Origin of the sequence: Methanocalculus taiwanensis, from assembly GCF_024372745.1 — an archaeon.
GTDB classification, from domain to species: Archaea; Halobacteriota; Methanomicrobia; order Methanomicrobiales; family Methanocorpusculaceae; genus Methanocalculus; species Methanocalculus taiwanensis.
In genome coordinates, this window is sequence record NZ_VOTZ01000016.1 from 39,942 (window position 1) to 57,916 (window position 17,975).

Consider the following 17,975-nt stretch of genomic DNA (forward strand, 5'->3'; position numbering starts at 1 on the left):
CGATACGAAAAGCCATAATATGCTCATTTCCGGGGGCAGAAGTCCATGCCGGATCCAGAGGCAGTGATACGACTTTCTATAAGTAAAGGTTAAGGTCGTTATTAAATCTATCGCGCTTTCAGAATGTCTGCTAGTGTGGGGCTTCCGGAGGTAAATAGAAAAGAAAAATTGGTTGTTATTTACATTACCCAGTCAAGCAGACTTCCTGAACGAGCATCTGCTGTTCCTCGCCCAAGGCTCCTTCCCTGTACAACCGGCTCGTTTCTGGAGCGTGTTGACTGCATTGAAAGGCTTGGAAGACCGCCAAGTATCTGTGGGCTCTGGACGCCGGTCATAATTGCCATTACGCGGACTTTGCCTTCATAATCGCTCCTGACGCGCGCACCCCAGATCACATCTGCATGCGGATCCAGCTCATAGGTCAGCTGGCTGGCGATCTCTTCTGCATCATGAAGGGTGAGGTCGCTACCGCCGGTGATATGGATGAGGCACCCTGTTGCTCCGCGATAATCGATGTCAAGCAGTGGATGGTCAAGGCATTCGCGAACGACACTATCTGCTTTATTCTGTTGCTTGCTCTCGCCGACGAGCATAACGGCAAGGCCTCCCTTGCTCATTGTTGCACGAACATCTGCATAATCGATATTGATGAGCGAAGGTTCGGTGATGGTTTCGCTGATTCCCTTGACGGTCTCTGAAATGAGCTGATCCATCACTGAGAATGCCTGCCCGAGCGGGAGGTTCGGGACGAAATTCTTCAACCGGTTATTGTCAAGGACGATCACCGAATCTGCTGCATTCCGGATTGCTTCCAGGCCCTCTTCAGCTTTCAGCATGCGCGCCTTCTCGACCTGGAATGGGTAGCTCACCATTGCAACAACGATTGCACCCTGCTCTTTTGCAATCTGTGCTACGACTGGTGCAGATCCTGTTCCGGTACCTCCGCCCATTCCGGCGGTGACAAAGACGAGATCAGCTGACTCCAGGAGGTTTTCAAGAGTGGGCCTTGCCATCTCTGCTGCGCGTCTTCCGACATCCGGGAAGCCTCCTGCTCCAAGACCCTTTGTCAGGGATTTGCCGATAAGGACTCTCTTATCGGACTGGACCATGTCAAGATGTTGTTTATCCGTGTTGATTGCAATCGTCTCAGCGCCATTCACCTGCATGTGGTGAAGCCGGTTAACTGTGTTATTGCCTGCGCCGCCACACCCGATGATTACAATACGTGGATTGCCAAGCATTTCGTCATCATCAATGATCGATGACTTTACACGGTCTTTCTCAAGTTCAGCGTGTTTTAAAGCTTCATTTATGATTGTCTGCATACTACAACCCCTCTATTAAATTTTTAAAGACGTGACCTGATCGCTCTCCCGAATTACCCGATCTCCGTGTCTGGATACAAGTTCCCGTACTGCATATCGCACCGCTTCAGATACTGTAGGGAATTCACCGGCCGCTACCAGTCTCTCCAGCATCTCGACCTGTTGTCTTGGTAATCGGATTGTGATCCTGTCCATTTTCACTCCTGTCAGACAAATGTCATACTTTAATTCGCTAATTGTCAGACATTAAGCGTACAATCGTCTGATCTAACTAATCAGATGAATGTAGATATATCCTTAATGTATATATAGCTTACGAATTATCATGAAATTCATTTCATTCAGCCCTTTCAGAACCCTTTTATTCAGATCAATGCAAAATTAATTGAGTATGAATCAACCTGCTTTCTTTGAAAATTCCTGTCACATCATCTCTTCAGGGTGGCTGGTCATATGAAGATCAAACGTATGCCAAAGAGGCAGATGCATGGTGGAATAATCAGGAAGCTGCGTAAACAGAAGTCTCGGAATGGGATACTTGACTTCAGTGCCAGTATGAATCCCTTCCCCCCGCATGTTGAATGGAGGCCTGAGGACTGCGACCTTGGCGATTATCCCGATGATACCTACTCTGATCTGAAAGAAGCGATAGGATCGGTCTATTCAAGAGATCCAGATGAGATCACGGTTGGAAACGGCTCTGTGGAACTCATCCGGATATTTGCACAGGTGATGGCACCACCCGGCACAACTGCATTTATTGAAAGATCTACATTTGGGGAGTATGCGCAATCGGTCCGCCTTGCCGGCGGGTCGGTGACGGACAATCCTCATGAAAGAGTTAATATCAGGTACCTATGCAATCCAAACAATCCGACAGGGACACTCCTCACAAAGCACGTGATTGTGAATCTGCTGGACACATGCAGAGAAGAAGGTTCATCACTCTTTCTCGATGAGGCATTTATTGATCTCTCTGATCCAAAAGAGAGTCTGGTGAATCACCGGGATCCTGATCTCTTTATTCTCAGGTCGCTTACAAAGGCATTCTCTGTTCCGGGAATCAGGTTTGGCTTTGGATTTGGTGATCCCGAGCTTATCGAGGCGATCGAGCTGACGCGTCCCCCCTGGACTGTAAACAGGTATGCAGAGATTTATACAATCGAGGCTATCAGGCACATTCCTGATCTTGAAGAATCACGCAGGAAGATTGCAATAGAACGTGATTTTCTCACCAAGTCAATTCGCTCAATCGGACTTGCACCCCACTCTTCGTCAGCAAACTATATTCTTATTGATGCTGGAATGAATTCCTCCGATCTTACGTCCGCCCTCTTGAATGAGGGTATCCTTGTCAGGGACTGTCGATCATTTGGTCTTCCTGAATCAATACGGGTTGCAGTAAGATCACATGAGGAGAACAGGATTCTCATTGAGGCTTTATCGATATGCGCGCCTTAATTATGGCAGGCGGTGAGGGATCCCGCCTTGGTATGGGGGAAAAGCCACTTGTCAGGATCGCCGGGAGACCGATGATCGAGTGGGTTATCGATGCATTTTTGGAAGCTGATATTGATCCGATTGTCGTAACATCGATGAAAACACCCTACACAAAAAACTGGTGCAGGGCAAACCAGATCACATTTGTATCCACCGATGGAGAGGGGTATCTGAATGATCTTGCCCGGGCAGTGATGCTCCTTGAAGAAGATGGTGCGATCTTTATCTCCGTATCTGACATACCCTGCCTTCGCGCCGATACAATCCGCGCGGTGATGGATGCCTACATCGAGTCCAAATTGCCAGCCTGTTCAACATGGATCCCTGTTTCTTTCTGTGATCATTTTGGGACAGAACCACGGTACCAGGCAACTATTGAAGGCGTACCGGCAAGCCCGGCCGGGCTCAATATCCTGTATGGTTCATGTATCCATGAAGAGCAGCCTGAACTCCAGCTTCTCCTCAATGAACCCGGGCTTGTCTTCAACGTAAATACCAGATCTGAACTTGAAAAGCTTGAAACGCATTTCCATTCTCTCATGAAAGATTCGCATCAGGCCCACAATACCCCTGATGAATCGTCAGAATGCATATAACGACCACTGCTGACTATTATATATGAACCATTCGCGGGAGATTGAGGTAGAGGGTCATATAATTGATTCGGGAATAATGACCCGCGTATTTGACCGCATCATGGATATGGGAGGAGACTTTGAGATCCTCATGTTTGATGTCGGGAAGAAGAAGGCCGATCCAAGCTATGCCAGGCTCCGTGTATCTGCTGCCACAGAAGAAAAACTCGATTTAATAACAAGTGAGCTACATCGCCTTGGTGTTCGGCTGATCGAGGCAGAAAATGTCCGGCTCGTTCCCGCAGAAGCCGACCGTGTAATCCCAAAGGGATTCTACTCAACAACCAATCATCCGACATCTGTCCGGTACAACGATGAATGGATTCCTGTTGAGAATATTGAGATGGATGTGTTAATCGTCGTTGATATGGAATCTTCGCGTGCTTTCTGTACTCCGCTTTCAAAATTACGGAAAGGAGATTACGTGGTGATCGGCGAAGGGGGTGTCCGGGTGAGCTACCCTGAAAGACCCAGGGAGATCGGCATGTTTGAGTTTATGCATGGACAGGTTTCATCCGAGCGTCCCAGTGAGACGATCGTCAGAAAGATTGCAGAAGAGCTACTCAAAGTAAAATCCCTTGGCCTGAAGGTTGCCATCGTCGGTGGCCCTGCGATTATCCATACCGGGGCAGGAGATGCCCTCGCCGCCCTCATAAGGGAAGGATATATCGACATTCTCTTCAGTGGAAATGCCCTTGCCACACATGACATAGAATATAATATCTTTGGGACATCACTTGGAATGAATCTTAAAACCGGTGATCTCGTCACAGGCGGCCACAAGCATCATCTCTACGCCATCAGTGAAGTGATGCGTGCAGGCTCGATTGCAGCAGCCGTTGAATCCGGCGTAATAACCGGAGGTATAATGTACGAGTGCGTCAAAGCCGGTATCCCGTATGTCCTTGCCGGATCGATCAGGGATGATGGGCCGCTCCCCGATGTGATAACAGATGTCGTGACAGCACAGGATGCGATCCGGGCGCATCTTGGGGATTGCGGAATGGTGCTGATGATCGGAACGCTCCTTCATTCAGTTGCGGTTGGGAACTGCCTGCCCTCCTATGTGAAGACCATCTGTGTCGATATTAATCCCGCGTCGGTGACAAAACTGATGGATCGCGGTACCAGCCAGGCGATAGGTGTCGTATCAGATGCAGGGACATTCATTCCTGCTCTCCATGCAGCACTCCAGCAAAAAAAGAAATAATTCAATAAAAATTTCTTATCGTGTGAGCGGCATGCACCAGGGCATCTCATGTTCGAGAACATACCGCCACTCTTCCTTACACGCACATTCCGTATCAAATACTGCCTCTAACAGGCTCCGATCATAGCTCAGCGAGTATGCATCGATCGCTTTTTTTATCTCACGATCACATTCACCGCAGTTGTGAGGTCCTCGTGCAAAACCACCTCCAACCGGATCGCAGCTGACATTCTCATCTGTTGAGAGGAGGACATCAAGGGCACTCCAGAGATATGGTGGGCGATATGCCCCCCGCTTCCAGTAATACTCAAGATCTGTTCTTTTCTGGACTGTGCAGAGATTCATCGACATCAGATCAGAATATGGTGCCGCCTCACGGATAGAGGTCTTCATATCTGCTATTGCCTCCTTCTCGGTAAGGAAGAGAGGTTTCATCATGAGGTATGACTTGACGCCGACATCTGCCTCATCAGCTGTTTTTGCTGCCCTTACAAAATCTCCAAATGTCATCCCCTTATCAATACACTTCTCCCTGATCCGATCATCGGTTGTTTCAAGCCCGATTGCAACATAGAGTGGCATCTCATGATCACCGCAATCGATCAGGTCGAGAAAAGAACTGATCTCAGGTGATACAATGTATTCTGCACGGGATTCGGCGATGACAATTTTTCCCCGGATCAGCTTTCCAAGCCTGTCTCTTACCTCAAGTGGTACTTCGTCCTGATCGAAGAAACTCCCCGAGGTAAAGATCTTTACCGCATCGTAGTCAATAGAGCGGTAATTCCCTTCGATCCAGTTTATCTGGGAAAGCATTCGTTCTGTAAGCTCGTTTTTATCCATTGTATGGTACCGTTCAAACCGGTATCCACACATCCTGCACCTGTTCCAGCGGCATCCTCCGGACTTCAGAATAATGGTAAGTGTTCTCCTTACCTCGCCCTCTATCCTGTCTTCCCCCATCCATGAAGCGAGGGGCTTCTCAACTGTTCGGGATACCATTAAAACCATATACTGATTATATCTCGTCCATGAAAAAGATCGCACTTGTATGTATCCTGCTTCTCTTCTGCGTCACGGCAGCAGGAGCATATAACTTCCAGTTTATCGGGCCGCCGCGAGACTCGGGTAGCATTAACGGGAATGTTGGTGAGGTAATCACCATCAGCGGAATCTCCCAGAATATCCCTCCGGGCGTTACGATGACTCTCACCGTTACCGGGCCGGGCAGTTATTATATAACCCGAAAAATGGTCGTTCAGGCAGGGGGTGGGTTTTCAACAGAATTTGATACTACGGGGCTCAGAGAAGGTGATTACAGGTTTGAAATTCAGGCACCTGACTATTACAAGGTTACACAACCGCGGAACTGGTTCCTCTACCACTTAACCGATCGGAGCCTCCTCCTGACCATGATATCCCCGGTTCAACAGGAGTACGATGGCTGGCTCTCAGTCAATGGAAAGGTCGAAGGGCTCGGTGATATGGGGATTGAACTGACAGTCTATGGCCCTTCAGGCACATATTTTGGTCCACAGTGGATATCGACCGATCAGATTGGCAGATTCTATAAGGAGATCTCCATCGACAGGGCAGGGATGTATTCTGCCCGTATTGCCGATCGGAGAGGGCTGATCGGAACGGTGCAGATTCAGGTAATCAGGGAGGGGATCGCAACCCCGGCCATCCCGACAAGCACTCCTCCCCCTACGATCATCTCAGCAAGCGCTTCAGCGTCACGGGAGAGCCCTGCCTTTTTTGTGATGCAGACACAAGCCGGTCCGGCAACCCTCAGCACTTCACTTGGGGTTGACTGGGTGATCGAGTATATCGATGAATCCGGAAATAAGCATATCATCAACGAGTATGGGTCTGATCAAGCTGAATCGTTTATGATTGAAGGAAGAGGAGGCACTGTCCGGATCAGGGCATATCCGGATGGAGATGGGACGGGAACTGTACACCTCTATGGCCAGAACATCGTCTCACTGACTGCGAGTACTACTCCCTCGGATGTGTTTGGGGATCTTCAGGCTTCTGGCCAGATGCCCGCAGAAGAGTCTCCGGCGTTTCTCCTTCTGCCCCTTATCGCACTTGCGATTCTTATCGCTTGTATGGTGAAGAAACCATAATCTCTTATTTCAAAAGAGCATATCTGTATAAGGGCCGGGGTAGTCTAGTCCGGAAAGGCGGTGGCCTTGAAAGCCACTGGTGTTGCACCTCGGGAGTTCAAATCTCTCCCCCGGCGTTTTTTATCACTCCTCTCTTCTGTCAATCCTCACTTATTTATCAGCCACATTCGTTCTCTTTATCACTTTGAGGATACAAGAGGATCTGAGGAAAGGTTCATGTGTATCGCAGTACCTGCAGAGGTTATTGAGATCAGAGATGGCAACATCGGCCTCGTCGACTTCGGCGATCTCCAGCATGAAGTCAGGCTCGATCTTGTTGACGTGAAGGTAGGGGAGTTTGTCCTTGTTCATGTCGGGTTTGCAATCCAGCGGCTTTCACGTGAGGAAGGACTGGAAACGCGGGAGATATTCCGGCAGGTCTACGAGGCAATGGGTGCCTGATGCATGAATATGGCATAGCCTATGATATCTATGCAACGGCACGCAGAACGGCCCTTGACCATAATGCCATTCATGTCACAAGGATCATAGTGAACTTCGGCAGGATGGCTATGATCAATCCTGACCAGGTCTCCTTTCTTTTTGAGACCCTTGCGGTCGATGATCCGGTAATGAGTGGAGCAGAGATTGTATGTGAGATCATCCCTCCGAAGACCCGGTGTGTATGCGGATATGAGGGAGAAGAGATCTATGTCTGTCCGGATTGTGGAAAACTCCCTACACTTATTGCCGGAAAAGAGATCGTTGTGAAGAATATCGAGATAGATACAGGTGAAGAATGAAAGTCAATCTGATGCATGGCGCCGGCGGAGAGGTAATGGGGGAACTCCTCAGGACTCTGACGGCTTTTTCGCATAATAATGCCGGTGGTGTTGGTCTTGAATCCCTTGATGATGGAGCTATCATACCCATCAATGGCAGCAATATTGTCCTCACAACCGATTCGCATGTGGTTCGCCCTCTGTTTTTCCCCGGTGGCGATATAGGTAGGCTATCTGTCTGTGGCACAGTAAACGATCTTGCTGTGATGGGGGCCCGTCCGATAGCCCTCACCTCTGCGATGATCATAGAGGAGGGTTTTTCTGTTGACGATCTAGCGCGTATAGTCGCCTCAATGGATCAGGCGCTTGGCGAGGCAGGCGCCAGTATTGTGACAGGTGACACCAAGGTGGTGGAACGGGGCTCTCTTGATGGAATAATCATTAATACCGCCGGTATCGGGATAGCTCTTCGCCCTGTGCGTGACAGCACCCTTCAGGAAGGAGATCTCATCATAGCTTCAGGCACACTCGGCGATCATGGCATCTCAATCCTCTCCTACCGTGAGGGCTTCGAATTTGGAGAAACACTCCATTCTGATGTAGCACCGGTCTGGCCGATTATTGAGCGTGCTCTCGCTGCCGGCGACATTCATGCAATGAAGGATCCAACGAGGGGCGGTTTTGCCGCTGCTATCAATGAGATGGCACACAAGAGCGGAGTTGGAATTCTTCTTGATGAAGAGAAGGTTCCAATCCGCCGGAGCATCAGATCGGCTGCAGATATTCTTGGAATTGATCCCCTTCAGGTGGCAAATGAAGGAAAAGTCATAATGGGTATTGCTCCCGAAGATGCAGATGCTATCCTTTCGGCCATACGATCTCATCCTACCGGTGCAGATGCAGCAATCATCGGAGAGGTCATTTCCGGTTCACGAGTGGTGATGCAGACCAGTATCGGCGGAGAGCGTTTTATCGAACCACCGCTTGGAGATCCGGTGCCAAGGGTATGTTAGATCTTGTTCTGCGGAATGCCACTCTGCCTGATGGCAGGGTGGCAGATCTTGCTTTCCATGAGGGAGCTCTTGTTCATATTGGAAGTGCAGGAAATGCGGATGAAGACATTCAGTGTGCTGGTCTCCTCTGTATACCGGCAGCAACCGATATGCATGTCCATATGCGTGGCGGGACACAATCTGCCAAAGAGGACTGGCGTACCGGGACGATGGCTGCCCTCGCCGGAGGGGTTACGCTGGTCGTTGATCAGCCCAATACCCTCCCGCCCCTCATCTCAAAGGATCGTTATCTGGATCGAATCCGGGAGGCACAGGCTGGCGCCCTCTGTTCATTCGCAGTGAACGGGGGCGTCTCACCGGGTGTAGACCCAAAACCTCTCTGGGCCGCAGGCGCCCTGGCATTCGGTGAGATCTTTGCTGCCCCTTCAAGCTATGGTGATGCTCTCACGCTTGAGGAACTGCGTTGCGCACTCCGGGCGATTCATTCACTTGGCGCCCTTGCCACCATCCATTGTGAAGAGGTTCTCCCGGGATCTCCTGATACACTTCTGGATCATCATACTATCCGGTCACCTGAGGGTGAGGTACGATCCCTTCAGCAGATAGGATCAGTAATTCCCACCGGCATGAGGCCGCATATCTGCCATATCAGCTCAGCACAATCGCTTGCAGTTGCGCCAGGATCAAAAGAGGTGACACCCCATCACCTCTTCCTCTCAATTGAGCATTTTGAAGAGGACGATACATTTGGTCGGGTCAATCCTCCCCTGCGTCCAGAATCCGAGAGGCGAGCGCTCTTTTCATCATGGGATGAGATCGATCTGATCGCTTCCGACCATGCTCCTCATACAAAGGAGGAGAAGCTGGTGATGTTTTCTGATGCCCCCTCCGGTCTCCCCGGGGTCGAAACGATGCTCCCCCTGTTGATGAACGAGGTCTCAAAGGGAACCATAACACTCTCTTCTGTCATAGAGAAGACGGCTATTGCACCATGCAGGGTGCTTGGAATCCCGCCAGCAGGTTTTGGAACCGGGGAACGGGCAGATTTTGCATTCTATGCGATGGACCCTGAAATGATAGATCCAACGAACCTCCATTCGAGGTGCGGCTGGACTCCGTACGAGGGGATGATGGGGGTCTTTCCCTCTCTTGTCATCAGCCGCGGCAGGGTTGCCTATTGTGATGGAGAGTACTCGCATGAACCCGGAAACTGGATTCCGGGAAGAGGTTATCATCCATCGGAGCTAATAGAATAATGTGCCAATACATTCGCATTCATAGGTCCCCAGGTGATCCATATGACGTATGTCATGAGATGATCCATGGGACAACCCGTCTGCGAGACAGGCACCACCCGGTGACGGGTTTGATGCGGGAGGAACGGCAACAGCCACCAGTGACCGAAATCAGTTATCACCGGGTGACATTACCCAACAATACGTATGGCTTCTTATAAGGATGCGCTCAGAATTTCAGGCGATGGACTCCTGATATCTCTTGAAGTGCATGCGGGGTCGGGAAGGAATGTATTTCCTGCTGGATATAATTGCTGGCGAAAGGCGATAGGCATTGCCATCACCGCGCCGCCTGTCGAGGGGCGTGCCAATGCAGCGATCATCGATCTCATATCGCAGGTTATGGGTGTACCTAAATCTGCCGTGAGTATTCTGTCAGGGCACCAGTCTACGCGAAAGGTGATCCAGATAGCTGGCATGAACAATCTCCGGGCACTAGAAATACTCGAACCGCTTTTTTAACCGAATCAATCAAAACCTCAAAAAAGCCCCCGAGAACCTCTCATGAGATGCTGTCTGACTAGTATAGTTTCCTTTCAATTGTACCATGGGTTAGTTTAAGTAATGGCAAAACCTTATGAAATATTGCCTATGATCAAGCGCAGAAAGTATTGCATGATCGATGGAGGTGCGTTTACATGTATTCACCAGATACGACAAAGTATCTTATTCAGATTCATCTCGAAACAGAGGGGGTGGTCGATAAACCCGATGTAGTCGGGGCCATATTTGGCCAGACAGAAGGGTTGCTCGGCGAAGATCTCGATCTGCGGGATCTCCAGAGAACTGGAAGGGTAGGGAGAATTGATGTCCAGATAGTGAGCAGGCGGGGAGAGACCTCAGGCGATATCTTTATTGCATCATCTCTGGACAGGGCAGAAACCGCTATTCTTGCCGCCTCGCTTGAGACTATTGACCGTGTCGGCCCTTGTGTTGCACATGTCCATGTTGAGTGCATAGAGGACATCAGGGTGGCAAAACGGAAGAAGATTATCGAGCGAGCAAAAGAGCTTCTTCTTGATGCTTTTGAAGAGGATTCAATCGATTCCCAGGATCTTCTTGATGAGGTCCGTGAGTCGATTCGGATTGAAAAGGTCAGGTCACTTGGTGAAGAGCGCGTTCCGGCTGGTCCCAATGTTGAAGAATCGGATGCAATTATCATTGTTGAGGGGAGAGCGGATGTTCTGAATCTCCTCCGGTATGGGATCAAGAATAGTGTTGCCGTGGAAGGAACAAACGTCCCTAAAATCATCGTCAGCCTCTGTGAGAAGAAGACGGCAACAGTCTTTCTGGATGGAGATCGGGGAGGGGAACTGATCCTGCGGGAGCTTCTCCAGATAGCGGATATCGATTTTGTTGCTTATCCGCCAAGGGGCAAGAGTGTCGAAGATCTCAGCAGAAAGGAGATCGTCAAAGCCCTGAGAAATAAAGTGCCGGTTGAATATGTACGCGATCAGGTTGAGCGGGATATCCGGAAGGTATCCTTAAACCATGAATCACAATCAACCCTCTATCCCTATTCTCCAAATATCTCAGAAGAGAAGGAATCAGACCTCCGAAGCGTAGGGGAACATCCTGTATCTTCTTCTATTGGAGAAGAGCAGATTCAACCGGTGTCAGGATCAGGTGATGGAACAACTATTCCTGCTGTTTCGATGCCTCCGATCGAGAATGGGGGGAATGCCACACTTGGCTGGCATATCGGGGCAATCCGGGGTAGCGGGCTGGGAAGGTTTCTCTCTCCCGATCTCTCGACTATACGGGACTTTCAACCCGGGGAGTTTTGTGATCTCCTCAAGGAGTATGGGGCAGAGAGTGCCGGTGTTCTCCTCGATCAGGTCGTAGATCAGAAGATGCTGGATTTTGCAGCCGAAAAGGGATTGGAATTCATAGCAGCGCGGGAGTTTTTAGGTATTGTGAAAAGACCAACAACTTTACGTATGGTGAACATTTAAATCTATTTAAATTTTGTCTTTTAATCCATACTCTTTTATTCCCTGCCATCACGATTGTACTTACGGGTGATCCGATGCATAAAGATGAGTTGATCGCACTACACCAGATGTTATCTGATATCAAGGATTACTTTGAAGAAAAGAGTCCAAATATTACATTTCCACAGTACCAGGCCCTGAAGATCAACCCTTCACAGGTTCATAAGAGCAAACTGGAACATAAATATGCAATCTTCATTCTTGCAACTGAACTTGCAAATGCAATGAAAGATGCAGAACTTGGGTCTTCCGGCAGAATATCCTCCAGAATGAGGGAGCTTGCTGAGAAGACGCTCAAAGAGATCGAGTGCGCCCAGTAAAAAAATTTAGATTTATTTATTTATTTTCTTCTCTGACAAGGTACTCGGCGATGAGACGGGGTATCGGGGCATCCATGCAATGCCAGTTTGGTGTTCCATTCACTTCCAGAACTGTATACCCGCCGTCATCTCTTTTAAGAAGATCGACACCGCAATAATCTATTCCGATAGCGCGTGCCGCCGCTTCTGCGATCTCCCTCATTGCAGGATCGATCTCAACAGGTGTGCCTGTCCCTCCTTTATGGATATTATGGGTCAGGTGAGGTGACTGGCGGTATATCGCACCGACCGCATCGTATCCGATGACAAAGACTCGAAAATCACGATCATTTTGGACATACTCCTGAATGTAGTAGGGTGGATCTGCCAGGTCGGAGACATCTGAGAAGAGAAAGATGCCATCGCCGTCAAACCCGTATACTGGTTTATAGACTGCCTTGCCATGCCTTCCAAGAAATACTTCAATATCTGTTTTTGAACCGGTAAAGATGGTCTCTGGTGTTGGCACATCATGATGTATCAGGAGGGCGGACGTCAGAACCTTGCTTGCACAGGTAACAATTGCATCCGGTGTGTTAACAAGCCGGTTTTTTAATGAAAGGGCTTTAAGCTGTTCAAACTCGATACCGTCCTGGCGAATGCCGCAGACCCATATCAGATCCCCCTGGCAGGGAATCTGGAATGGATTCAATCCTCGTAATGTGAGAATGTCATAGTCCGCCCCCATCTCATCAAGGGCACTAAGAACCATCTGCGTGGAATTATCTCCTGGCGTATCGGTTGGCTTTGGGATTATCCTGATCATTGTATACTCACTCCCAAATCAATGAGCCTCATCATTAGGTCCAAGTGCGTGCTCTTTCCAGACCTGCTCCCTCCATATTGGGCCGCTATTGTAGCTGCAAAATGGTATAATCCGCCCATCCGGGGTTGCATAATGGATACAGCAGCGGTTTACCCTGTTTATATCATAATTGTAATTATCCATGAAATGCATCGTCCCTATAAAGAGCGCATTCCAGTGGAACTTTCTGAGCGCATCAAAATTCTGGTGGATCAGGGCATTTGTAATCAGCCCCCAGAAATCAATCCTATCCTGATTATCCTTTTTCATGGTGGTACGGAGGTGATTTACTCCCTCAAGCAGTGTTCGATATTTATTGATGGCTCCTTTCTGTTTCAACCCTTGTGCGATGGTATCAATCGATTCAAAGAACTCGTCCACATTCACCATCCTGTTCACCGGGACCAGGCCATGGTCGGTGACAAACAGGTATGTTGCTGCCCCGCAATGAGGATTGGCGGTAAACTGAATCTGCGGGCGGCCGGTATATGATTCGACGAGATCGATGATCGGCTCAACACACGGGATCGGGTAGAAGTCTTCTGCTTTCAATACACCTTCTGTCTGCTGTTCTATTCCATTGAGAAGATCCGGGATGGTAATCCGCTCCTTCATTATATCATCATTACTTGCAGCACCGGTGAACGCAACCGGCTGGAAATTCACACCCCTTATTACATCGATATTGTCTGCGGCAAAGCGGATGATTGCGCCTGCTTCATGGTTATTCTTCCCGCCTATGATTGTCGGCACGAGGACGATCCCGACTTTTTCCCTGCGACAGTTCTCTATGACTTTTTTACTAATCTCAAGAAGGTTATTTGTCTCTTTGGTAACTCCGTCAAAATGAAGGTATACTGTTGAAACACCAGCACTTTTCAGTTCTGCTACCAGTTTTTCATCCTGTGCAAGCCTGATTCCGTTTGTGGCGATCTGTACCTGGTTAAATCCGTACTCTTTAGCCTTTCTGACGATCTCGGGGAGATCTTTTCTCATTGTCGGCTCGCCCCCGGAGAGCTGGATGGCTGGTGGAGGCACAGGCTTCTGTGATCGGAGGAGGAGGAACATCTCCTCTATCTGCTCCATTGAAGGTTCATAGATGAAGCCGCACGCGCGGGCATTTGCAAAACAGAAATCACAATTCAGGTTGCAACGGTTGGTGACATCCACATTGGCAAGCAGGGTTCCTGATCTGTGTTCGGAGCAGAGGCCGCAATCATATGGACATCCTCTTGATTCTTCTTTCTGTATGGAGTTTAACACCCCTGAACCGATCGCATTAAAGGCATCGAATCGGTGGTACATTGCTGAATCTGACCAGTATAATGATCTGAAGGGACCATGTTCGGGACAAATACGAGAGATCCATACTGCATTATCTTCATCTGTCAGATCAGCATCAAGCACCTTTTTGCATATCGGGCAGATTCCTTTTGTCTTTTTAATCAACATTCTTCACTCACCCGCAATACCTTCAGTGTAAGTATGTGATACAGTATTTTTTAAACCTTCCACCATAGTACATAGGATATGGGCAGTATCAGTATCATTTCGCTTTTCATCATTGGAATTTCTGCCATATGGATAATGCTACCCGCATATCTCCCCAACCCTGTTGCTGCTGCACTTGGTGGTGGGAAGCCTATCGATGGAGGACATTGCTGGAGCGATGGAAGAAGGATCTTTGGTGACGGAAAGACGATCAGAGGTCTTATTGTCGGGATTTGTGGGGGTATTGCAATCGGGCTCATACAGATTCTGATACAGTCATATGCGAATATCGGTTATCTCCCTGCACACACGCTCCTCTCGGTTCTTCTTCTTGCAATCGGTGCGCTTCTTGGGGATCTCGGAAAAAGTTTTCTGAAGAGGAGAAGGGGTGTCGGGAGAGGTGAGAAGTGGCCGATTGCCGATCAGTTTGATCTCGTAATCGGCGCATTTATCCTCGTCTTCATCTTTGATCCCATCTGGGCAATGTCAGTAATCACACTCCCGATAGCTCTTGCAATCCTGATCCTCACCCCGGTCCTGCACCGGGGAACAAATATTATTGGCTATATACTTGGAATAAAAGAGGTACCATGGTAGACGATATTTCAACTCTCCTGATCCAGTATCATGCGATCGAATTTGGGGATTTCAGATTGGCATCCGGTCAGCAGAGTTCCTATTACGTGGATATCAAACAGGCTGTGACAAAACCGGATCTGCTTTCTGCAATCGGACGTATAGTCTCAGAAAAGTTTGATTTTGATTGTGTTGCAGGCGTTGCCGTCGGAGGTGTTCCGCTTGCAGTTGCCGTTTCACTTGCATCAGGCAAGCCCTATGCGATCATCCGTGCGACAGAGAAGGATCATGGAAAGTCTGCGCGGGTTATTGGAAATGTTTCTGGCAGAAGGGTGCTTCTCATAGAGGATGTCACAACATCCGGTGGTTCTGCCATATATGGCGTTGAAGAGTTGCGGAGTGCTGGGGCAACAGTTGATCTGGTTGTCACCATTGTCGATCGTGAACAGGGAGCAGAGGAGCGTCTGCAGGAACTGGGAGTACTACTCACTCCGCTTGCACGGGTGAGTGAACTCCTGAAAAAGTGATAGTATATTAGGAGAAGGGTTCAAATACATGACCATGAATTACCTGGTTGTGGGTGGTGGCGGAAGGGAGCACGCACTTGCACGAGCACTCTCCTGCAATCCAGAGTCGGTCCTCTATGCTGTGATGTCCTCAGCAAATCCTGGTATTACTGCACTCTGCCGTGATTATTTGATCGCAAGCGAGACAGATAGTGATGCAATTGTCAGCTATGCCAGACGACAGCAGATCGACTATGCGGTGATTGGACCTGAAGCCCCATTACATGCCGGGGTTTCTGATGCCCTGCTTGATTGTGGAATCGGATGCCTTGGACCCACCCGGGCAGCAGCACAGATTGAAACCGACAAAGCCTTCTGCAGAAGGCTGATGAAAGAATATCAGATTGATGGATTGCCCGCATATCGCATCTTTTTTGATCCAGAGGAAGCGGCTCTCTTCATAAATTCTCATGAGGAGGATGTCGTCATCAAGCCCATCGGCCTCACTGGAGGAAAAGGTGTCAAGGTGATGGGAGAACAGGTCGACCGTGCAGGAGCGTGTGAATATGCCCGTTCCATTCAGGGAGGCATGGTCATTGAGGAGCGGCTCCTCGGTGAGGAGTTTACCCTTATGGCATTTGTAGATGGTAATTCTCTTGTGCCAATGCCTCTTGTTCAGGATCATAAACGTGCATTTGTTGGCGATACCGGACCAAATACCGGTGGAATGGGATCATACAGCATGCCTGATCATGGACTGCCCTTTGTGGAAGGTGCCGAATATGCAGCAGCTCTTAGGATCATGCATGATGTCGTTTCGGCACTGGATCGTTTGGGTGCTCCATATCGTGGAATTCTCTATGGGCAATTCATGAATACCGCTTCAGGCCCAAAAGTGATCGAATTCAATGCACGGTTTGGAGATCCGGAGGCGATGAATGTCCTATCCATCCTGTCTTCTGATTTCTCCGAGATCGCTATCCGTGTTGCTGAAGGGGATCTCCGGCAGTCAGATGTGTCTTTTGAGAATAAAGCAACCGTATGTAAATATATGGTCCCTGCCGGCTACCCTGACAACCCGGTAGGGGGAGATAGAATTGGGCTGCCCAAACAGCATGATGCCCTCCTCTATTATGCGAATGTAGAGGAGAAGGATGGATATATCAGAACCCGTACATCACGTTCCCTGGCATTTGTTGGCGTCGGGGAGACACTGGAAGATGCTGAACGAATTGCTGAGGCTGCGGCATCCTCGGTAACCGGAAATATCAGATACAGGCCGGATATCGGAAAAAATACCACTCTAAATGATCGAATCAATCATATGAAGGAACTGCGATGAACGTCCTCTCAATTCTTGATCTCTCAACCCATGAGATCTCAACTATCATTGACAATGCAATCCGGCTGAAAGAAGAGCGTAATCTGGGTATCCCTCATCCGCATCTAGCAGGAAAAACACTCGGGATGATCTTTGAGAAATCATCGACACGAACCCGGATATCATTTGAGGTTGGGATGTTTGAACTTGGAGGATCTGCTCTGTACCTCAATCCACGCGACATGCAGCTGGATCGTGGCGAGGCGATTGCAGATACCGCGCGTGTTCTCTCCCGTTATCTCTCTCTTGTGATGATTCGCGCACACAGGCATACCTCCATAGAGGCATTCTCTGTTGCATCTACAATACCGGTTATTAACGGTCTCTCTGATATCGAGCATCCATGCCAGATATTGGCAGATCTTATGACGCTTAAGGAGCGATTCGGCAGCCTTACAGGACTGGATATTGCATGGATTGGGGATGGAAACAATGTCTGCAACTCCCTGATCCTCTCATCCATCAGAACCGGGATGAATGTCCGGATTGCTGTTCCACCCGGGTATGAACCGGATCCGGATTGTGTTGCCAGGGCAGTAGATGAGGGTTCAGTTACCTTCTACAGTTCTCCTCTGGAAGCAGCGGAGGGTGCTGATGCAATCTACACTGACACCTGGATCTCAATGGGACAGGAGTCTGAGCAGGAAGAGCGGCTGAGAGCATTCCAGAGCTATCAGGTGAACGCAGCACTACTGAAACGCGCATCTCCTGAATGTATTGTTCTCCACTGCCTCCCGGCACACCGCGGCTGTGAGATCACCGATGAGTTACTGGATGGCCCGCAGAGCGCCGTATGGGATCAGGCAGAGAACCGGCTTCATGCACAGAAGGCGCTTCTTCTCTCTCTCTTTAATATAGAAAAATAGTAACAGGTCAGCACCCCCTCTCCTGACCTCTCCTTAACTCACATCACACACCCCCACTTTTCGGAAAATACGCCCGTATGACCGATAGATCCTTATATAATGAGAGATTAATAGATATTTGGGATA

General features: G+C 49.1%; 20 protein-coding genes and 1 tRNA gene. 16 read left to right on the top strand and 5 right to left on the bottom strand.

Annotated features, from left to right (window positions below):
- Positions 1 to 179: 179 nt before the first annotated feature.
- Positions 180 to 1,325 (bottom strand): cell division protein FtsZ, encoded by a 1,146-nt coding sequence (gene ftsZ, locus FTO68_RS08120; protein ID WP_255332891.1) that lies wholly within the window; start codon positions 1,323 to 1,325, stop codon positions 180 to 182.
- Between the two features lie 15 nt (positions 1,326 to 1,340).
- The gene (locus FTO68_RS08125; protein ID WP_255332892.1) at positions 1,341 to 1,520 is read right to left on the bottom strand and encodes a ribbon-helix-helix domain-containing protein; all 180 of its coding nucleotides are present in this window, start codon (positions 1,518 to 1,520) and stop codon (positions 1,341 to 1,343) included.
- A 258-nt stretch (positions 1,521 to 1,778) separates the two neighbouring features.
- On the opposite strand from FTO68_RS08125, the gene FTO68_RS08130 reads away from it, so the two are divergent.
- Genes FTO68_RS08130 through FTO68_RS08140 form a run of 3 tightly spaced genes read left to right on the top strand, consistent with a single transcriptional unit; the run spans position 1,779 to position 4,670 of the window.
- The gene (locus tag FTO68_RS08130; protein WP_255332893.1) at positions 1,779 to 2,786 is read left to right on the top strand and encodes a pyridoxal phosphate-dependent aminotransferase; all 1,008 of its coding nucleotides are present in this window, start codon (positions 1,779 to 1,781) and stop codon (positions 2,784 to 2,786) included.
- On the top strand, positions 2,774 to 3,421 hold the full coding sequence (locus FTO68_RS08135; RefSeq protein ID WP_255332894.1) for an NTP transferase domain-containing protein: 648 nt from the start codon (positions 2,774 to 2,776) through the stop codon (positions 3,419 to 3,421). Before FTO68_RS08130 ends, FTO68_RS08135 begins: the two co-directional genes overlap by 13 nt.
- 22 nt (positions 3,422 to 3,443) lie before the next feature.
- Complete coding sequence (locus FTO68_RS08140; protein WP_255332895.1) at positions 3,444 to 4,670, top strand: ornithine cyclodeaminase, nickel-pincer nucleotide-dependent; 1,227 nt, start codon at positions 3,444 to 3,446, stop codon at positions 4,668 to 4,670.
- Positions 4,671 to 4,685: 15 nt separating this feature from the next.
- Here FTO68_RS08140 and FTO68_RS08145 read toward each other — a convergent pair whose 3' ends face one another.
- Entirely contained in the window at positions 4,686 to 5,672 is a 987-nt protein-coding gene (locus tag FTO68_RS08145; protein WP_255332896.1) for an archaeosine biosynthesis radical SAM protein RaSEA, read from the bottom strand.
- A gap of 29 nt (positions 5,673 to 5,701) precedes the next feature.
- Here FTO68_RS08145 and FTO68_RS08150 point away from each other — a divergent pair, with 29 nt between their 5' ends.
- The 9 genes from FTO68_RS08150 to FTO68_RS08190 all read left to right on the top strand — a co-directional run bounded on the left by FTO68_RS08150 (position 5,702) and on the right by FTO68_RS08190 (position 12,185).
- Positions 5,702 to 6,802, top strand: coding sequence for a hypothetical protein (locus FTO68_RS08150; protein ID WP_255332897.1), 1,101 nt, complete (start codon positions 5,702 to 5,704; stop codon positions 6,800 to 6,802).
- A 33-nt stretch (positions 6,803 to 6,835) separates the two neighbouring features.
- Positions 6,836 to 6,918, top strand: a tRNA-Ser gene (locus FTO68_RS08155).
- Positions 6,919 to 7,018: 100 nt separating this feature from the next.
- Positions 7,019 to 7,243: a HypC/HybG/HupF family hydrogenase formation chaperone gene (locus tag FTO68_RS08160; protein ID WP_255332898.1), complete on the top strand. Its 225-nt coding sequence runs from the start codon at positions 7,019 to 7,021 to the stop codon at positions 7,241 to 7,243.
- A complete protein-coding gene (locus FTO68_RS08165) occupies positions 7,243 to 7,584 on the top strand; it encodes a hydrogenase maturation nickel metallochaperone HypA/HybF (protein WP_255332899.1) in 342 nt (113 codons plus the stop codon). The genes FTO68_RS08160 and FTO68_RS08165 overlap by 1 nt, the downstream gene beginning before the upstream one ends.
- A complete protein-coding gene (gene hypE / locus FTO68_RS08170) occupies positions 7,581 to 8,576 on the top strand; it encodes a hydrogenase expression/formation protein HypE (RefSeq protein WP_255332900.1) in 996 nt (331 codons plus the stop codon). Before FTO68_RS08165 ends, hypE begins: the two co-directional genes overlap by 4 nt.
- Positions 8,570 to 9,832, top strand: a complete 1,263-nt coding sequence (gene pyrC, locus FTO68_RS08175) for a dihydroorotase (RefSeq protein ID WP_255332901.1) — start codon at positions 8,570 to 8,572, stop codon at positions 9,830 to 9,832. Before hypE ends, pyrC begins: the two co-directional genes overlap by 7 nt.
- A gap of 186 nt (positions 9,833 to 10,018) precedes the next feature.
- Positions 10,019 to 10,333 carry a DUF167 domain-containing protein gene (locus tag FTO68_RS08180; RefSeq protein ID WP_255332902.1) on the top strand — a complete coding sequence of 105 codons (315 nt, stop codon included), beginning with the start codon at positions 10,019 to 10,021 and terminating at the stop codon, positions 10,331 to 10,333.
- A gap of 176 nt (positions 10,334 to 10,509) precedes the next feature.
- Complete coding sequence (gene dnaG / locus FTO68_RS08185) at positions 10,510 to 11,826, top strand: DNA primase DnaG (RefSeq protein ID WP_255332903.1); 1,317 nt, start codon at positions 10,510 to 10,512, stop codon at positions 11,824 to 11,826.
- A gap of 74 nt (positions 11,827 to 11,900) precedes the next feature.
- Positions 11,901 to 12,185, top strand: coding sequence for a UPF0058 family protein (locus FTO68_RS08190; protein ID WP_255332904.1), 285 nt, complete (start codon positions 11,901 to 11,903; stop codon positions 12,183 to 12,185).
- A gap of 16 nt (positions 12,186 to 12,201) precedes the next feature.
- On the opposite strand, the gene FTO68_RS08195 is transcribed toward FTO68_RS08190, so the two are convergent.
- Positions 12,202 to 12,990 (bottom strand): ATP-grasp domain-containing protein, encoded by a 789-nt coding sequence (locus FTO68_RS08195; protein WP_255332905.1) that lies wholly within the window; start codon positions 12,988 to 12,990, stop codon positions 12,202 to 12,204.
- 18 nt (positions 12,991 to 13,008) lie between these two features.
- Positions 13,009 to 14,481, bottom strand: a complete 1,473-nt coding sequence (gene tes / locus FTO68_RS08200; RefSeq protein ID WP_255332906.1) for a tetraether lipid synthase Tes — start codon at positions 14,479 to 14,481, stop codon at positions 13,009 to 13,011.
- A 135-nt stretch (positions 14,482 to 14,616) separates the two neighbouring features.
- On the opposite strand from tes, the gene FTO68_RS08205 reads away from it, so the two are divergent.
- The 4 genes from FTO68_RS08205 to argF are packed head-to-tail and all read left to right on the top strand — an operon-like array spanning position 14,617 to position 17,849.
- On the top strand, positions 14,617 to 15,117 hold the full coding sequence (locus FTO68_RS08205; RefSeq protein WP_255332911.1) for a CDP-2,3-bis-(O-geranylgeranyl)-sn-glycerol synthase: 501 nt from the start codon (positions 14,617 to 14,619) through the stop codon (positions 15,115 to 15,117).
- Complete coding sequence (pyrE, locus tag FTO68_RS08210; protein WP_255332907.1) at positions 15,111 to 15,623, top strand: orotate phosphoribosyltransferase; 513 nt, start codon at positions 15,111 to 15,113, stop codon at positions 15,621 to 15,623. The genes FTO68_RS08205 and pyrE overlap by 7 nt, the downstream gene beginning before the upstream one ends.
- Positions 15,624 to 15,651: 28 nt before the next feature.
- Entirely contained in the window at positions 15,652 to 16,944 is a 1,293-nt protein-coding gene (gene purD, locus FTO68_RS08215) for a phosphoribosylamine--glycine ligase (protein ID WP_255332908.1), read from the top strand.
- Complete coding sequence (gene argF / locus FTO68_RS08220; protein ID WP_255332909.1) at positions 16,941 to 17,849, top strand: ornithine carbamoyltransferase; 909 nt, start codon at positions 16,941 to 16,943, stop codon at positions 17,847 to 17,849. Before purD ends, argF begins: the two co-directional genes overlap by 4 nt.
- The last annotated feature ends 126 nt before the right edge of the window (positions 17,850 to 17,975 follow it).

What these genes read in the sequence shown, in the direction of transcription:
- ftsZ (WP_255332891.1), bottom strand. Translation starts at nt 1,325, where the DNA reads ATGCAGACAATCATAAATGAAGCTTTAAAACACGCTGAACTTGAGAAA.
- FTO68_RS08125 (WP_255332892.1), bottom strand. Translation starts at nt 1,520, where the DNA reads ATGGACAGGATCACAATCCGATTACCAAGACAACAGGTCGAGATGCTG.
- FTO68_RS08130 (WP_255332893.1), top strand. Translation starts at nt 1,779, where the DNA reads ATGAAGATCAAACGTATGCCAAAGAGGCAGATGCATGGTGGAATAATC.
- FTO68_RS08135 (WP_255332894.1), top strand. Translation starts at nt 2,774, where the DNA reads ATGCGCGCCTTAATTATGGCAGGCGGTGAGGGATCCCGCCTTGGTATG.
- FTO68_RS08140 (WP_255332895.1), top strand. Translation starts at nt 3,444, where the DNA reads ATGAACCATTCGCGGGAGATTGAGGTAGAGGGTCATATAATTGATTCG.
- FTO68_RS08145 (WP_255332896.1), bottom strand. Translation starts at nt 5,672, where the DNA reads ATGGTATCCCGAACAGTTGAGAAGCCCCTCGCTTCATGGATGGGGGAA.
- FTO68_RS08150 (WP_255332897.1), top strand. Translation starts at nt 5,702, where the DNA reads ATGAAAAAGATCGCACTTGTATGTATCCTGCTTCTCTTCTGCGTCACG.
- FTO68_RS08160 (WP_255332898.1), top strand. Translation starts at nt 7,019, where the DNA reads ATGTGTATCGCAGTACCTGCAGAGGTTATTGAGATCAGAGATGGCAAC.
- FTO68_RS08165 (WP_255332899.1), top strand. Translation starts at nt 7,243, where the DNA reads ATGCATGAATATGGCATAGCCTATGATATCTATGCAACGGCACGCAGA.
- hypE (WP_255332900.1), top strand. Translation starts at nt 7,581, where the DNA reads ATGAAAGTCAATCTGATGCATGGCGCCGGCGGAGAGGTAATGGGGGAA.
- pyrC (WP_255332901.1), top strand. Translation starts at nt 8,570, where the DNA reads ATGTTAGATCTTGTTCTGCGGAATGCCACTCTGCCTGATGGCAGGGTG.
- FTO68_RS08180 (WP_255332902.1), top strand. Translation starts at nt 10,019, where the DNA reads ATGGCTTCTTATAAGGATGCGCTCAGAATTTCAGGCGATGGACTCCTG.
- dnaG (WP_255332903.1), top strand. Translation starts at nt 10,510, where the DNA reads ATGTATTCACCAGATACGACAAAGTATCTTATTCAGATTCATCTCGAA.
- FTO68_RS08190 (WP_255332904.1), top strand. Translation starts at nt 11,901, where the DNA reads ATGCATAAAGATGAGTTGATCGCACTACACCAGATGTTATCTGATATC.
- FTO68_RS08195 (WP_255332905.1), bottom strand. Translation starts at nt 12,990, where the DNA reads ATGATCAGGATAATCCCAAAGCCAACCGATACGCCAGGAGATAATTCC.
- tes (WP_255332906.1), bottom strand. Translation starts at nt 14,481, where the DNA reads ATGTTGATTAAAAAGACAAAAGGAATCTGCCCGATATGCAAAAAGGTG.
- FTO68_RS08205 (WP_255332911.1), top strand. Translation starts at nt 14,617, where the DNA reads ATGCTACCCGCATATCTCCCCAACCCTGTTGCTGCTGCACTTGGTGGT.
- pyrE (WP_255332907.1), top strand. Translation starts at nt 15,111, where the DNA reads ATGGTAGACGATATTTCAACTCTCCTGATCCAGTATCATGCGATCGAA.
- purD (WP_255332908.1), top strand. Translation starts at nt 15,652, where the DNA reads ATGACCATGAATTACCTGGTTGTGGGTGGTGGCGGAAGGGAGCACGCA.
- argF (WP_255332909.1), top strand. Translation starts at nt 16,941, where the DNA reads ATGAACGTCCTCTCAATTCTTGATCTCTCAACCCATGAGATCTCAACT.